The sequence below is a fragment of the Shewanella algae genome, from assembly GCF_009183365.2.
Taxonomy (GTDB): domain Bacteria; phylum Pseudomonadota; class Gammaproteobacteria; order Enterobacterales; family Shewanellaceae; genus Shewanella; species Shewanella algae.
In genome coordinates, this window is record NZ_CP068230.1 from 158,222 (window position 1) to 173,655 (window position 15,434).

General features: G+C 54.5%; 14 protein-coding genes. 12 read left to right on the plus strand and 2 right to left on the minus strand.

Annotation, left to right across the window (positions count from 1 at the left end):
* Positions 1-52 precede the first annotated feature (52 nt).
* On the plus strand, positions 53-460 hold the full coding sequence (locus tag E1N14_RS00720; RefSeq protein ID WP_025010605.1) for a flagellar basal body-associated protein FliL: 408 nt from the start codon (positions 53-55) through the stop codon (positions 458-460).
* Positions 453-1,532, plus strand: a complete 1,080-nt coding sequence (gene rlmF, locus E1N14_RS00725; protein WP_025010606.1) for a 23S rRNA (adenine(1618)-N(6))-methyltransferase RlmF — start codon at positions 453-455, stop codon at positions 1,530-1,532. The genes E1N14_RS00720 and rlmF overlap by 8 nt, the downstream gene beginning before the upstream one ends.
* 42 nt (positions 1,533-1,574) lie before the next feature.
* Here rlmF and E1N14_RS00730 read toward each other — a convergent pair whose 3' ends face one another.
* Both E1N14_RS00730 and E1N14_RS00735 read right to left on the minus strand, forming a co-directional pair.
* On the minus strand, positions 1,575-2,480 hold the full coding sequence (locus E1N14_RS00730; RefSeq protein ID WP_025010607.1) for a helix-turn-helix transcriptional regulator: 906 nt from the start codon (positions 2,478-2,480) through the stop codon (positions 1,575-1,577).
* A 24-nt stretch (positions 2,481-2,504) separates the two neighbouring features.
* Positions 2,505-3,335 carry a formate dehydrogenase accessory sulfurtransferase FdhD gene (locus tag E1N14_RS00735; RefSeq protein ID WP_025889561.1) on the minus strand — a complete coding sequence of 277 codons (831 nt, stop codon included), beginning with the start codon at positions 3,333-3,335 and terminating at the stop codon, positions 2,505-2,507.
* 278 nt (positions 3,336-3,613) lie between these two features.
* Between E1N14_RS00735 and E1N14_RS00740 the strand changes: the two genes are divergently transcribed.
* From E1N14_RS00740 to E1N14_RS00785, 10 genes are all read left to right on the plus strand, one after another.
* A complete protein-coding gene (locus tag E1N14_RS00740) occupies positions 3,614-4,072 on the plus strand; it encodes a DUF3305 domain-containing protein (RefSeq protein WP_025010609.1) in 459 nt (152 codons plus the stop codon).
* Positions 4,072-4,686: a DUF3306 domain-containing protein gene (locus E1N14_RS00745; RefSeq protein ID WP_025010610.1), complete on the plus strand. Its 615-nt coding sequence runs from the start codon at positions 4,072-4,074 to the stop codon at positions 4,684-4,686. Before E1N14_RS00740 ends, E1N14_RS00745 begins: the two co-directional genes overlap by 1 nt.
* A gap of 150 nt (positions 4,687-4,836) precedes the next feature.
* Positions 4,837-6,501 (plus strand): 4Fe-4S binding protein, encoded by a 1,665-nt coding sequence (locus E1N14_RS00750; protein WP_025010611.1) that lies wholly within the window; start codon positions 4,837-4,839, stop codon positions 6,499-6,501.
* Positions 6,502-6,511: 10 nt separating this feature from the next.
* Positions 6,512-7,168 (plus strand): TorD/DmsD family molecular chaperone, encoded by a 657-nt coding sequence (locus tag E1N14_RS00755; protein WP_025889566.1) that lies wholly within the window; start codon positions 6,512-6,514, stop codon positions 7,166-7,168.
* Between the two features lie 75 nt (positions 7,169-7,243).
* Entirely contained in the window at positions 7,244-7,441 is a 198-nt protein-coding gene (locus E1N14_RS00760; protein ID WP_025010612.1) for a twin-arginine translocation signal domain-containing protein, read from the plus strand.
* An 18-nt stretch (positions 7,442-7,459) separates the two neighbouring features.
* Positions 7,460-10,309: a molybdopterin-dependent oxidoreductase gene (locus E1N14_RS00765; protein ID WP_044733399.1), complete on the plus strand. Its 2,850-nt coding sequence runs from the start codon at positions 7,460-7,462 to the stop codon at positions 10,307-10,309.
* A 27-nt stretch (positions 10,310-10,336) separates the two neighbouring features.
* On the plus strand, positions 10,337-10,933 hold the full coding sequence (gene fdh3B, locus E1N14_RS00770) for a formate dehydrogenase FDH3 subunit beta (RefSeq protein WP_025010613.1): 597 nt from the start codon (positions 10,337-10,339) through the stop codon (positions 10,931-10,933).
* 45 nt (positions 10,934-10,978) lie between these two features.
* Positions 10,979-11,983: a formate dehydrogenase subunit gamma gene (locus E1N14_RS00775; RefSeq protein WP_045283914.1), complete on the plus strand. Its 1,005-nt coding sequence runs from the start codon at positions 10,979-10,981 to the stop codon at positions 11,981-11,983.
* Positions 11,984-12,354: 371 nt separating this feature from the next.
* Positions 12,355-12,552: a twin-arginine translocation signal domain-containing protein gene (locus tag E1N14_RS00780; RefSeq protein WP_025010614.1), complete on the plus strand. Its 198-nt coding sequence runs from the start codon at positions 12,355-12,357 to the stop codon at positions 12,550-12,552.
* Positions 12,553-12,570: 18 nt separating this feature from the next.
* Positions 12,571-15,423, plus strand: a complete 2,853-nt coding sequence (locus E1N14_RS00785; RefSeq protein ID WP_025889567.1) for a molybdopterin-dependent oxidoreductase — start codon at positions 12,571-12,573, stop codon at positions 15,421-15,423.
* The last annotated feature ends 11 nt before the right edge of the window (positions 15,424-15,434 follow it).

A 15,434-nucleotide genomic window follows, 5' to 3' on the forward strand; every position in this document is an offset into this window, starting at 1 on the left:
CAGATAGATCGCAAGGGGCGTCGGCACAAGTCACGGGAGCTTGATACTCAATATGAAACGCGTTTTGACACTGTTGTTTTTTATGCTGGCAGGCATGTTGCAGCCTGTGATGGCGGCCGATGAAAAGCCCGCCGAAGATACTTATGCTTACTATGGCTTCGAGCCTGAAATAGTGACCAACTATATCTCCAACCGCAAGAAGTTGGGGTTTGTGCGCATCAGTGTTGAGCTGATGGTGAAAGATCCCCAGGACCTGGTGGCCTTGCAACACCATGATCCCCTGCTGCGGGCCGCGATAGTGGAGATTCTCGGTAACCAACCCGAGGACAGGGTCAAGTCGCTTACCGGCAGAGAAGAGATCCGCCGTGAGTGTTACGACACAGTCAATCGTTTGCTGGAGCAGGAAACCGGTCGGGCGCTGGTGGTGAATCTGCTGTTTACCAAATACCTGTATGACTGAGGTAAAAAAGCATCGGCTCAACGCCTCGAAAGGCAAGGCCAGGGCCGAGATAAAGGTTAGGACAAGAGTAAAGAAAAAGACCCAAGAGACGACGGCCGGCAAAACCTCGGTTAAAACGGGCGGAAAAGCCAAGGACAAGGGCCTCCATCCGCGCAACCTGCACCGCCAGGGCTATGATTTTACCGCCCTGGCCGCCAGTTATCCTGCGCTTGCGCCTCACCTTATCACCACAGACTATGGCCAGGTTTCGATTCCCTTTGCCGAGCCGGAAGCTGTCTTGGCCCTCAATGCCGCCTTGTTGCAGCACCATTATCATATCCAGGGTTGGCAGTTGCCCGAGGGCTATCTGTGCCCGCCCATCCCCGGGCGGGTGGACTATCTGCATCATATCGCCGACCTGCTGGCCGAAGGCGGTAAAATTCCCCAAGGCCGGCGTATTCGCGGCCTGGATATAGGCACGGGAGCCAACGGCGTCTACCCCTTGCTTGGCTCAAGTGTCTATGGCTGGCAGTTTGTCGGGGCCGATATCAACCCCGTGGCGCTGGATAATGTCGCCGGCGTTTTACAGCACAACCCCAAGTTGGTCAGCGCCATTGAACTGCGGCTACAGCCCGAACCGGAACAGATATTTCATGGTCTTTTGCAGGCGGGAGAGTGTTTTGATTTCAGCCTCTGTAACCCGCCGTTTCATGGCTCGGCTGCCGATGCCCTTAGCGGCAGTGAACGCAAACAGCGCAATTTGGCGGCAAGTCGCGGTGAACAACATCAGCGTCAGGAGCACAAGCTGAACTTCGGCGGTTGTCAGGCCGAGCTTTGGTGCGATGGTGGTGAGCTGGGGTTCCTGCTGCGGATGATTCACGAAAGCCGCGACTATGGCGGACAAGTGCTGTGGTTTTCTTCGCTGGTGTCCAAGGGTGACAACCTCAAACCTTGTCAGCAGGCGTTAAAGCAACTTGGCACCAAAGAAGTCAAGATACTGGAGATGCAGCAGGGCAATAAGCAGACCCGGGTATTGGCCTGGAGTTTCTTTGATGCCGCCGCCAGACGCCAATGGTGGAAGTTCAAGGCTTGAGGCCCGCCGCTGGCAGGCCTCAAAGTGGATTGAAAATCCGAGTTACTCCGGACTCCAAAGCAACTGACCACAGTCGGTGAGGTCATAGCCGCCGAGCAGGGCGGCCATCTGCCGGGTGTGGCTGCCGCCGAGCATCTTGAACAGCTGCTGCAACTGGCGGCGGAAGTAGATCCCCTGTGGCATGACGAAGTCGAAAGACTCAGTCACCAAGGGCACAAAGCTCAGGCCGCTTTCCATGGCGACAGCCTGACAGCCGAAACCTATATCGGCATCGCCTCGGGCAATATAACCGGCCAACTCCCGCTCACTGAAGGCGGTGAGTACTGAGTTGAGCTGCTCAAGCTTGGCGCCCTGTTTCAACAGCCAATGTTCCAGATGTTGCTGGCTGCCGGCGCCGCCTTGGCGGGTAACCCAACGCCAGGAGAGTTGCAGTACCTTGCTTTCTTCCTGACACCTGTGGTGCATATCCGGCCGCACAATTAGCCCCTGCTGGCGGTTATAGCCGTGAACCATGATCCATTGCTGGTGGTTGGGATACCCCTTCAGCAACGCCGTATGACGGATATTGCGCTCCTCTAAACTGCCCCAATGCAAGGTACAGACATCGGCGTAGCCCTTGGACAAGAGCTCCAGCCCCAGGCGGGAACCTGTGGCACTGTAGCTGATCAGTTCTCGACTGCCTACCTGGGCCATCAATCTGGCCACCTGCATCGACAGCAAGGGGTCATCACTGCCGGTGATCAACAGTCGGTCGGTTAACATGCCACTGTGGCAGGAGTCCATGATCCAACGGTCGATTAATATTTTTGGAAACAGCCATTTACCTGTGATTTTGGTCGCCGGCAGCATACGCTCGTTGGCCATGGCATAGACCTTCTTTTCGTTGAGGTCCAGATACTCGGCCACCTGCTTGGCGCTCATATAGACAAGTTCGCTGGGCTCCGTCATCACATCTCCTTGGTATCTTGGGTATCAGCGTGGATTGCTGGCATCAAACTCGATATTGTCGGCACCATTGTACACCAGGAAATGGCGTCCCTTGGCGCGGGCGACCATGGTGATCCCCAGCTTTTGTGCCAGTTCCAGGCCCATTTGGGTGACACCACTGCGGGACAAGAGCACAGGGATCCCCATCTTGGCGACCTTGATAACCATCTCGGATGTGAGCCGCCCCGTGGTGTAAAAAATCTTGTTGTCGCCTCTGTCCTGCTCCAGCCACATCTCACCGGCCAGGGTATCCACCGCATTGTGGCGGCCAACATCTTCGACAAAGGACTTTATCTTATCCGCTTCACACAGGCCACAGCCGTGAACTGCGCCGGCATTCTTGTAGGTTTGGTTGTATTCACTGATGTTTTTCAACAGGGAGTAGAGCATGCTCTGCTTCAGTTTCGGTTGCGGCAGGACTATGTCGTCCAATCCTTCCATAAAGCCGCCGAAGACAGTGCCCTGGCCACAGCCTGTGGTAACTGTCTTGTCGGCCAGCTTGGCGTCCAGATTCTCAGTCTGCTCACGGGTGATCACGGCAGCGGAAGCCACGTCCCAGTCGACAATCACAGATTCCAGTTGCGATACATCATTGATAAAGCCTTGATTCTTCAGGTAACCCAGTGCCAGGGCCTCGGCTCTTGCACCCAAGGTCATCAGGGTGACTATCGGTCGCCAGTTGAGGTAAACCGTCAGTGGTCTTTCACAGGCAACATACTTCTCCTGCAGTTGGCCATTTTCATCGACCGCAGTCACGGCAATGGTCAAAGGCACCTGGGTATTGGTCTTGATCAATTGGGGTTTGGCACTGGTCATTATCGAACCTTCACAGAGAGCATGGGCCACAGCATAGCAATATTTATACCGTCACAGGATTCAGGCTGCAAAATGCGTGATCCGCAGCAAGCGCCGGCGGCACTCAGGTCATGAATGTCCCAAACCAGATTGCATATTGGACAAAATGTCCTATTTTTAGCCTTAAATAGATGATCAAGTTCAAACTTATTTCTCAAATGGCAACTGGCACTAAAATTGCAAAGTCTTGGGGATCTTACTTATGCCCGAAAATAATCCCATCGGGAGGGAGAGTCAGTATGCAACATTCCGAAAGCGTATGGCCCATGTACGTTTCACTGAAAAAAGTGGAGAAACAGGTCGGTCGTTGGACATCCATCAGCTGGGAGCTGGACCAAATCGTGCCCGCCACCCATGAGGCGCCTCCGGGAGCCAAGCTGGTCCTGCTGGAGTTGTTTCGTGATGAGCGTGCCAGTTACCGCCTTAATCTGGATATGGACAATCCCATGCTTTACATAGTTTGCGACGAAGATGTCGAGGGCAACTGGATCCCAGCCGCCATCTCCGCCGACCAAAATGTCGCAGCCGGTTGTCTCGAAGGGGATACCCCGGTACTGAACATGCCGATGCCGGAGGCGATTGCCTGCTGGATTGAAGCCTTCATTACCCGCCACGGTGAAGTGGAAATCACCGCCCACAGACGTAAACATGTTAACCGCCGCAAGGAATTGGCCGAAGACAACATTCGGAGGCACTGATGGCCGAAAAGAGTGGATTCCTCAGCCGCTGGGCACTGCGTAAGCAGCAAGTTCTGGACGGTGAAACCCCTATCGATGAACCGCTGCAAGAAGCGGAAGTTGTTGCAGAGGCAGAGCCGGAAACTCAGGCTGTGCTCGAAACTCAGCCTGAGACTGAGTTGCAGGAAGAAAAACTGTTGACTGCCGAAGACTTGCCCGACCCCAGCGGTATCGAGGTTGGCGGTAGTTTCGCCAGCTTTATGGCCAAGAATGTCGACCCGGCAGTCAAGACCGCCGCACTGCGTACCCTTTGGAAACAACCTCACTTCAATGAAATCGACGGCTTACTCGAGTACGCACTCGATTACAGCAATCAACCCAAGCTAACCGCTGAAGCTTCGGCTGAATTGGCCAAGAAAGTTTTCCGTCACGTACTGGAAAAAGAGGAGCCGGAAGAGGCTGAGGAAGCCCTGGCCGAAACCGATGCTTCCCTAGGGGATGCCGAGGCCGACACGCCACAGTTGGCCGAACAATCTGCGCCACAGTCGCCAACGGACAATTTGGACGGGGATGTGACTGCAGAGGCCCAAAATGCCACAGATGCAGTGGCCGAAACTCATAAGCCGGTTGTTTGACGTCAGTTTAACAGCCTTTAATGCCCATAATTTTGGTATGTGAATTGCTGTGTTCAGGCTATAGCAAGCTGTAAATCAATAATAAAAGCAGCAAGATAAAGAATACGGCCACCGCCATAAACTGTTCAGGAACGCAAAGTGAACAATAGTGTGAGCAATAATCCCGCCCAGCAAGCGCTGCGGCAGGTGCGTCGTGAGGTCAGCCAGCAGACTCAGATTCTGCAAAACCTGATCCCGCCGACCGTAAGTTACACCACAGAGGGGAATGTCCTGGTAATAGGCCCCGAGGATCTGGCTCGGCTGGCGGCAGACAAACTGTCTGCCATGGCCGGTAGAGTGATCTTGGCCAACGAGCCGATCACCAGCCAGGAAGAGGCCCATCTCGAAGCCGTAATGGCTGCCGCCGAAGATGTCGAGAGCTACTACAACAAGCTGATTGGTATCAAAGGCTTCCTCGGTCAATTCCAGGTGAGTGTCGAACATGACAATGGCGCCGCCGAGCTCAGTGTGGTTGCACTGCGCAAGCCGCATTTTGATCTGATCCTTGACCTGAGCCGCGAGCCGCAAATTCAGCTGGAAATGCTGCCACCCGGCTATTTTTATGTGGGTCAGGACCCGCAAAAACTGGCCGAAGCCTTGCAAGAGTTGCCCCAGATGATCGGCCAGTTTGACAAGCCGCGCTATGTCAAGGTCAACGCCGATCTCTGTGCCCATAATCGCAACGGCAATAATGGTTGTAACCGCTGCCTCAACTTCTGTCCGGCCGATGCTATCAAGAGCGTGGCCAAGCAGATTGAGATAGACCCCTATCTGTGCCACGGCGCCGGCAGCTGTACCAATGCCTGTCCAACCGGGGCCATTGCCTATGACCAGCCAACCCCTCAGGCGCTGCATTCATACCTGAACAAGTTGATTTCCCGCTTCCGCGAGCAGGCCCAAACCGCGCCTGTGGTGCTGTTCCATGACATGGGACAGGGCGGCGCCCTGATCAACGAAGAGTTGCCGGGCGAGGTTCTGCCGGTAGCACTTGAAGAAGTCACGGTTGCCAGCATGGATCACTGGATGGCTTCTTTGGCCTGGGGTGCGCGCCAGGTGTTGATCCTCAACACCAGTGCCACAGCACCGACTCTGGCTCAGATGCTCAAGGGTGAACTGGGATTGGCCAATGCCATTTTGGATGAGATGGGGCAGCCACAAAGGATTCGGGTTATCGACGAAGCCGAGCTTGCCAATCTCTGGCCTATACTGGATGTAAGTCTGGACTGGCCTGTGATAGTGCCTGCGGCGATCACTGAGGGTAACAAGCGCACCCAGCTGTATGCCGCTATCGATCACCTCAATGAGCAGGCTGCTAATGTTGATACCCAACTGGCCATGGGCAATGTTCCTTATGGCTTGGTGAATATCAATGCCGACAAGTGCACCCTGTGTATGTCTTGTGTCGCGACCTGTCCTACCCAGGCGCTGACCGACGGTGGCGACACTCCGGCACTGTATTTTGTCGAGCAGGATTGTGTGCAGTGTGGTCTGTGTGAGGCCGCCTGTCCGGAGAAGGTGATCAGCCTGACTCCTCAGGTCAATCTGGATAAGGCTGCACGGCAGCAGCGCCGGATCCTGAAAGAAGAAGCTCCGTTCGAATGTATTCGTTGTGGAGCGCCGTTCGCGACCCAGTCTATGGTGCACCGGATGCTGGATATGGTCGGAAACCACAGCGCCTTCAGCGCCAACATTGAGCGTTTGAAGATGTGTGGTGATTGCCGGGTTAAGGATATGTTTGAAGACATACTCCAGGATCCGGAAAAGCAACTGAGATAAGAGATCCGCTATGACCGAAACAGTAAGAGAAGTATCAGAAAACGATCAGCTTAGAGCAGATATCTATCAGCTGCTGGCGGCGCTGCTGAGACGCCACCCCAGCCCGGAATTGCTGAGTTTTCTTGGCGACCTCGAAGTCGACGCCAATGACGACAGTGATATGACCAAGGCCTGGTTGGCGCTCAAGTTGGCGGCCGTCCAGTTCGACAGTAATCAGTTGGAAGATGAGTATTTCAACATCTTCCTCGGCGTGGGCTCGGGGGAAATCCTGCCCTATGGCAGCTGGTTTATGACAGGTTCGCTGATGGACAAGCCCTTGGCTTTGCTGCGTCAGGATCTGATGCAGCTGGGCTTCGAGCGCGAAGAAAACGTCAAGGAGCCGGAAGATCATGTTGCCGCCCTGTGCGAGGTGATGAGCGTATTGCTGCTGGAAGCTCCGGCCCATCAGCAACTGGCCTTCTACCGCCGCCATATCGGCAGCTGGATCATACGTTTCTTCGATACCTTGTCCCGTTGTCCCTCCGCCGCGTTTTACGCCGTGGTGGCACAACTCGGCCGGGCCTTCTTTGAAACCGAAATCAATGAGTTTGAACAGCTGGTGCTGAGCACGCCCGTGGTGGAAACCCCGGCGGTACAGATCCAGCCCAAGGCCAGCGAGTTGGCCTGAGAATTTGCCCGTGGCAACACGGGCTAAAGCATGCGGGGGAGTTTCCCCCGTCTACCTTCAACACGAGGAGACACTATGAAGAAGCAAGCTTCCGACATGGGTCGTCGTCAACTGCTCAAGGCATTGGCGATCGGCAGTGCGGCAGGCGCGGTTGCGACTGTCAGTGGTCAAGCCTTGGCGGCCAAGCCTGAAGCACCAGAAGTGCCAAAGGGTGAGGGCTACCGTGAGACTGACCATGTGCGCAATTATTACGCCTCACTGCGTAACAAATAACGATAAGGAGAGTGTGTGATGCGATTAACCCGCAAAACAGACCAGGTCGCGGTGGCTGAAAAGCCCGCTCTGGGTCTGAATCGTCGTCAGTTCCTTAAGTCTGCCGGTTTGGCTACCGGTGGGATTGCCGCAGCATCTATGCTGGGCGCAGGAATGATGCGTAAAGCCGAGGCCAAAGATGTTCCTCACGATGCACCCACTGAAGTGAAGCGTACTATCTGCTCTCACTGCTCAGTAGGTTGTGGTATCTACGCCGAAGTGCAAAACGGTGTTTGGACCGGGCAGGAGCCTGCCGTGGACCATCCATTCAACCGTGGTGGTCACTGTGCCAAGGGCGCGTCACTGCGTGAGCACGGCCATGGTGAGAAACGTCTCAAGTATCCAATGAAACTCGAAGGCGGTAAGTGGAAGCGTCTCAGCTGGGAGCAGGCTATCAATGAAGTCGGCGACAAGATGCTGAAGATCCGCGAAGAATCCGGCCCTGACTCTGTGTACTTCATGGGTAGTGCCAAGTTCTCCAACGAACAGTCTTACCTGTACCGCAAACTCGCAGCCATGTGGGGCACCAACAACGTCGACCACTCGGCGCGTATTTGTCACTCTACCACTGTAGCCGGTGTGGCCAACACCTGGGGCTATGGTGCGCAAACCAACTCCTTCAACGATATGCACAATGCCAAGTGCATGCTGTTTATCGGCTCCAACCCCAGTGAAGCTCACCCTGTGGCGATGCAACACATTCTGGTAGGTAAAGAGCGCGGTGCCAAAGTCATAGTGGTTGATCCACGTTTCACCCGTACTGCAGCCAAGTCTGACGAGTACGTGCATATCCGTCCCGGTACCGACATTCCTTTCATCTACGGTCTGCTGTGGCATATCTTCGAAAACGGCTGGGAAGATCAGAGCTTTATCGATCAGCGTGTGTACGGCATGGAACGTATCCGCGAAGAGGTGAAGAAGTACAACCCTGCCGAGGTTGAGCATGTTGCCGGTGTCGGTGAAGCTCAGATGCGTCGCGTCGCCAAGATGATGGCCGAGCACAAGCCCGGCACTATCGTTTGGTGTATGGGTGGTACTCAGCACCACGTAGGTAACGCCAATACCCGTGCTTACTGTATCCTGCAGTTGGCTCTGGGTAACATGGGTGTTTCCGGTGGTGGTACCAACATCTTCCGTGGTCACGACAACGTACAGGGCGCCACTGACTTTGGTCTGCTGTTCGATAACCTGCCTGGTTACTATGGTCTGACTTCCGGCGCCTGGGCGCACTGGAGCAATGTGTGGGATCTGGATCCTGCCTGGGTCAGCAGCCGTTTCGACCAAGGCGAGTATCTGGGCCAGAAGCCACAGACTTCAGCCGGTATCCCTTGTTCCCGCTGGCACGACGGTGTGCTGGAAGACAAGAACAAGATTGCCCAGAAAGACAATATCCGTCTGGCCTTCTTCTGGGGTCAGTCTGTCAACACCGAAACCCGTGGCCGTGAGGTGCGTGAAGCACTGAACAAGATGGACACTGTGGTCGTCGTTGACCCATTCCCAACCATGGCCGGTGTTATGCACCAGCGCAAAGATGGCGTTTACCTGCTGCCGGCAGCGACTCAGTTCGAAACCTATGGTTCTGTGTCAGCTTCCAACCGTTCACTGCAGTGGCGTTCTCAGGTCATTGACCCGCTGTTCGAGTCGCTGCCTGACCATGTGATCATGTACAAGCTGGCCAAGAAATGGGGCGTTGAGAAAGAGTTCTGTAAGCACATCAAGGTCAACGGTGAAGAGCCGCTGGTTGAAGATGTCACCCGCGAGTTCAACCGCGGTATGTGGACCATAGGTTACACAGGTCAGAGCCCTGAGCGTCTGAAGATGCACCAGGAAAACTGGGGTACCTTCGACTTTGATACCCTCGAAGCACCCGGCGGCCCAGCCAAGGGTGAAACTTATGGTCTGCCATGGCCATGTTGGGGCACGCCTGAGATGAAACATCCAGGTACCCAAATCCTCTATCGTACCGACCGTGAAGTCCGCTACGGCGGTGGTAACTTCCGTGCCCGTTACGGTGTTGAGCACAATGGCAATAACATACTTGCCGAAGGTTCCTTCTCCAAAGGCAGTGAGATTCAGGATGGTTACCCTGAGTTTACCGACAAGATGCTCAAGCAGCTGGGTTGGTGGGATGACCTGACCGAAGAAGAGAAGAAACACGCCGAAGGCAAAAACTGGAAAACCGATATTTCCGGTGGTATTCAGCGTGTGGCCATAGCTCACGGCTGTATCCCTTATGGTAACGCCAAGGCTCGTTGTATCGTATGGAACTTCCCGGACGACATTCCGTTGCACCGTGAACCTCTGTACACGCCTCGTCGTGACCTGGTCGCCAAGTACCCCACCTACGAAGACCGTATGGTGGCGCGTCTGCCGACCCTGTACAAGTCAATTCAGGACAAAGACTTCGCCAAAGACTTCCCGCTGGCACTGACCTCTGGTCGTCTGGTGGAATATGAAGGCGGCGGTGAAGAAACCCGTTCCAACCCCTGGCTGGCCGAGTTGCAGCAGGAGATGTTTATCGAGATCAGCCCAGGCGATGCAGCCGACCGCGGTCTACGCGATGGCGACGATGTTTGGGTACACAGCCCCGAAGGCGCCAAGATCAAGGTCAAGGCCATGGTAACGCCAAGGGTGATCAACGGTGAATGTTTCATGCCGTACCACTTCGCCGGTATCTTCGAAGGCGAGAGCCTGGTGAAGAACTATCCGGAAGGTACTGTACCTTACGTTCAGGGTGAATCGGCCAACACGGTTCTGACTTACGGCTATGATGTGGTGACACAGATGCAGGAAACCAAATCCAGCCTGTGCCAGATCACCAAAGCCTAACCGTACTTGATGAGGAGATAAGCCATTATGGCAGTCATGAAATTCTTATGTGACACCAAGCGCTGCATCGAGTGTAACGGTTGCGTCACAGCCTGTAAAAATGAAAACGACTCCGCGCTCGAGTGGGGTATCCAGCGTCGCCGGGTGGTGACCATCAATGATGGTCAGCCCGGTGAAGCGTCCATTTCAGTTGCCTGTATGCATTGTACCGACGCGCCTTGTATGGCCGTTTGTCCTGCAGACTGCTTCTACCGCACTGACGATGGCATAGTGCTGCACAACAAAGATACCTGTATCGGTTGTGGCTACTGCTTCTATGCCTGTCCTTTCGGGGCGCCTCAATTCCCGAAAAAGACCGCCTTCGGCAGTCGCGGCAAGATGGATAAGTGTACTTTCTGTGCCGGTGGTCCAGAGGAAAACTTCTCTGAAGCCGAGCGTAAGAAGTACGGTGCCAACCGTATCGCCGAAGGTAAGTTGCCTATGTGTGCCGAGCTTTGCTCCACCAAGGCACTGCTGGCCGGTGACGCGGAAGTGGTATCCAACATCTATCGTGAGCGGATGGCCGCCCGGGGTAACCCCAATGTGATTTGGGGCTACAATCCCAAGACCGGTGAGATCAACTGAGACAGAGCGGGGGTGGGCTAAGGCCCACCCTGACGAGGAGTGACTATGTTAATCAAATCACTGCGCAGTCTGTTCGCTCTGCTGGTATTGGTTGCCGGGCTGGGGTTTGCTTCCACAGCCATGGCCGCCGATGAACAGTCGAGCCAGCAACAGGCGCAGGCGCAAACCAGTGAGGCCGATCTTTGGCGCGCGGTAAAATCCGGTGAATCCGGCTATACCACAGCCAAGGGGGTTGAAACCGGCGTGCTGATCAACGTGGCCGGTAATCAGGGCAAGGAGCTGCGCAATCAGTACCTGACACCCATTATGGCGATTGCCGTAGTCGGCGTGTTTGGGGCGTTCGTGCTCTTTTACCTGGTGAATGGACCATCCAAGCTGCACCACGGTTTTTCCGGCAAGTTGGTGTTCCGTTGGAGTAAGGCGGACCTGATCATCCACTGGGTAGTGGCGATCAGCTGTCTTATCCTGATCTTCACCGGACTCAACATCATGTTGGGCAAGCATGTGCTGCAACCCTATGTCAGTGGCGATATTTGGGCGGCACTGATCTATGGCTCCAAGACGATCCACGATTGGGTCGGGCCACTGTTTATCGCCTCCTGGGCGGTACTGGTGGTGAAATGGATGCCGGATCAGCTGTTCAAGAGCTATGACCTCAAGTGGTTCATGCTGGTGGGTGGCTACATCAACTTCGGCCCCTTCAAGGGTAAGCACCCGGATTCGGGCTTTGCCAACGCCGGTGAGAAGATGTGGTTCTGGACCCTGGCCATTTTCGGTCTGTTTATCAGCATTTCCGGCATCATGATGGTGCTGCCCAACCTGGATTTGCCCCGTGAAGCCTCAATGGCGGCGTTGTTGGTGCATGGTATCAGTGCCACGCTCATTATCGCCTTCACCATAGTGCATATCTGGATGGCAACCGTACTGTCTGAGGGCGGTATGGAGTGTATGAAGTCCGGTTACTGTGATGAGAACTGGGCGATGCAGCATCACAATGTCTGGTATGACGAAATCAAGGCCAACGGTACGCTCAAATATCGAGATAATTGAGCCCCGACCTGATTAAAGACTGCAAACACCCCGGCCTGCCGGGGTGTTTTTTTATGATCTGTTTTTTAACATTGTTTACTTCAAAATCCGCGCGTCACTGATACTTTCGCTATTTTCCTTTTATTGAAAGTTTGAAGCAGTTAACGCTTTGAACAGCCGCTCCCATGGGGCTTACATTCAAACTGTCCCAGATCAAAATCCATCCAGTTGCAAAGCCTTATATTGCCCACGCTTATAGAAGGACTCTATTCATACGTAACGGAATTTTTACCTTTTTTGTACATGAGTGCAGCTTGAGTTGTTAAAGGGCTGGAGTGCACAAAAGAGAGTCGTGTCACCCGCCGCGCGGGTGAAAATTATCAGGAGCGAAGATGAAAGACCAGAAGCCAGATCTGAACCGCAGATCCCTGCTGAAGGCTATCACCATAGGCAGTGCCGCGGGTGCCGCGATTGCTGCTACAGGGGTGAGCGCCGCTCAGGCCAATGAGCCTGTTGAAGCGAAGTCCGCAAAAAAGGGCTATCACGAAACAGCGCATATCCGCAGCTATTACAACAGCCTGCGTAGCTAATCCAGGAGATCTCAAGCGATGAAGTTAACTCGCACATCCAATGTCGCCCCTAAGGCTGACAAACCAAAACTGGGGATCAGCCGTCGTCAGTTTATGAAGAATGCCGGTATTACTGCCGGTGGTATCGCTGCCGCCTCTATGCTGGGTGCCGGCATGATGCGTCGTGCCGAAGCCAAAGATGTACCTCATGATGCGCCTATCGAAGTCAAGCGTACTATTTGTAGTGCCTGTGCCGTAGGTTGTGGTCTGTATGCCGAAGTACAAAACGGTGTTTGGACTGGTCAGGAGCCTGCCTTCGATCACCCATTCAACGCCGGTGGTCACTGTGCCAAAGGTGCTGCACTGCGCGAGCACGGCCATGGTGAGAAGCGTCTCAAGTATCCAATGAAGCTTGAAGGCGGTAAGTGGAAGCGTATCAGCTGGGATCAGGCCATCAACGAAGTTGGTGACAAGATGCTGAAGATCCGCCAGGAATCGGGTCCGGATTCTGTTTACTTTATGGGTAGTGCCAAGTTCTCCAACGAAGGCTGCTACATGTATCGTAAGCTGGCCGCCATGTGGGGTACCAACAACGTCGACCACTCTGCCCGTATTTGTCACTCTACCACTGTAGCCGGTGTGGCCAACACCTGGGGCTATGGTGCGCAAACCAACTCTTTCAACGACATTCAGAATGCCCGCGCCATCTTCTTCATTGGTGCCAACCCTGCAGAAGCACACCCTGTTTCCATGCAGCACATTCTGATCGCCAAAGAGAAGAACAATGCCAAGCTGATCGTGGTTGATCCACGTTTCTCCCGCACCGCGGCTCATGCCGATCTGCATTGCTCTATCCGTCCGGGTACCGACATTCCGTTTATCTATGGTATGTTGTGGCATATCTTCGAAAACGGCTGGGAAGACAAGACTTTCATCAAAGAACGTGTGTTCGAGATGGAAACCATCCGTGCAGAAGCCAAGAAGTTCCCACCTAAAGAAGTGGCCAACATCACTGGCTGTAGCGAGGAGTACCTGTACCAGGCCGCCAAGATGATGGCCGATAACCGTCCAGGCACTGTGGTTTGGTGTATGGGTGGTACCCAGCACCACGTAGGTAATGCCAACACCCGTGCTTACTGTATCCTGCAGTTGGCTCTGGGTAACATGGGTGTTTCCGGTGGTGGTACCAACATCTTCCGTGGTCACGATAACGTACAGGGCGCTACCGACCTGGGTCTGCTGTTCGATAACCTGCCAGGTTACTACGGCCTGACCTCTGCGGCATGGCAACACTGGACCCACGTATGGGATCTGGATATGGAGTGGATGAAGAGCCGCTTCGACCAGGGTACTTACCTGGGCCGCGAACCTATGACTACTCCGGGTATTCCTTGTTCCCGTTGGCACGACGGTGTGTTGGAAGACAAGCAGAAGCTGGCACAGAAAGACAACGTGCGCCTGGCCTTCTTCTGGGGTCAGTCTGTCAACACTGAAACCCGTCAGCGTGACGTGCGTGATGCACTGGACAAGATGGATACAGTCGTTGTTGTTGACCCATTCCCAACTATGGCCGGTGTTATGCACCGTCGTAAGGATGGCGTCTACCTGCTGCCTGCCGCGACTCAGTTTGAGACCCGTGGTTCCATCTCCAACTCAGGCCGTTCTATCCAATGGCGTGAGCAGGTTATCGAGCCGCTGTTCGAGTCCAAGACAGATATCGAAATCATGTATCGTCTGGCACAGAAACTGGGCTTCGCCGAGCAGTACACCAAGCGTATCAAGAAAGAGAATGGTCTGCCTCTGATCGAAGACATCACTCGCGAAATCAACCGCGGTATGTGGACTATCGGTATGTCCGGCCAAAGCCCTGAGCGTTTGAAGCAACACACAATGAACTGGGGCACTTTCTCCAACAAGACTCTGGAAGCCGAAGGTGGCCCATGCAAGGGCGAAACCTATGGTCTGCCTTGGCCATGTTGGGGTACACCTGAGATGAAGCATCCAGGTACCCAGATCCTCTATAACACAAGCAAGCACGTCAAAGACGGTGGCGGTAACTTCCGTGCCCGTTACGGTGTGGAATATCAAGGCAAGAACCTGCTGGCCGAAGGCTCCTTTTCCAAAGGTGCTGAAATCCAGGACGGTTATCCTGAGTTCTCCGACAAGCTGCTCAAGCAATTGGGCTGGTGGGACGAGCTGACTGCTGAAGAGAAAGCCGAAGCCGAAGGCAAGAACTGGAAGACCGACCTTTCAGGCGGTATTGTCCGGGTTGCCATCAAGCACGGTTGCATCCCATTCGGTAACGCCAAGGCCCGTTGTATCGTGTGGACCTTCCCTGATCAGGTGCCAGTACACCGCGAGCCGCTGTACACAGCCCGTCGCGATCTGGTAGCCAAGTACCCAACTTATGACGACATGCAAGTACATCGTCTGCCGACTCTGTACAAGTCTATCCAGGAGAAAGATGTCAGTGGCAAGTACCCACTGGTACTGACTTCCGGTCGTCTGGTGGAATACGAGGGTGGTGGTGAAGAATCACGCTCCAACCCATGGCTGGCCGAGCTGCAGCAGGAGATGTTCGTTGAGATCAACCCTGGTGATGCTGCCGACCGCGGTATCCGTGACGGTGAGAAGGTATGGCTGGAAGGCGCCGAAGGCGGCCGAATTCTGGTTCAAGCCATGGTGACCCCAAGGGTTAAACCTGGTGTGACCTGGATGCCTTACCACTTTGCCGGGATCATGCACGGCGAGAGCCTGGAGCCCAACTATCCGGAAGGCACTGTGCCTTACGTATTGGGTGAATCCTGTAACACTGCGCTGACCTATGGTTATGACCCAGTGACTCAGATGCAGGAAACCAAGGCGTCGCTTTGTCAGATCGTCAAAGCATAAGTGCAGCTTAA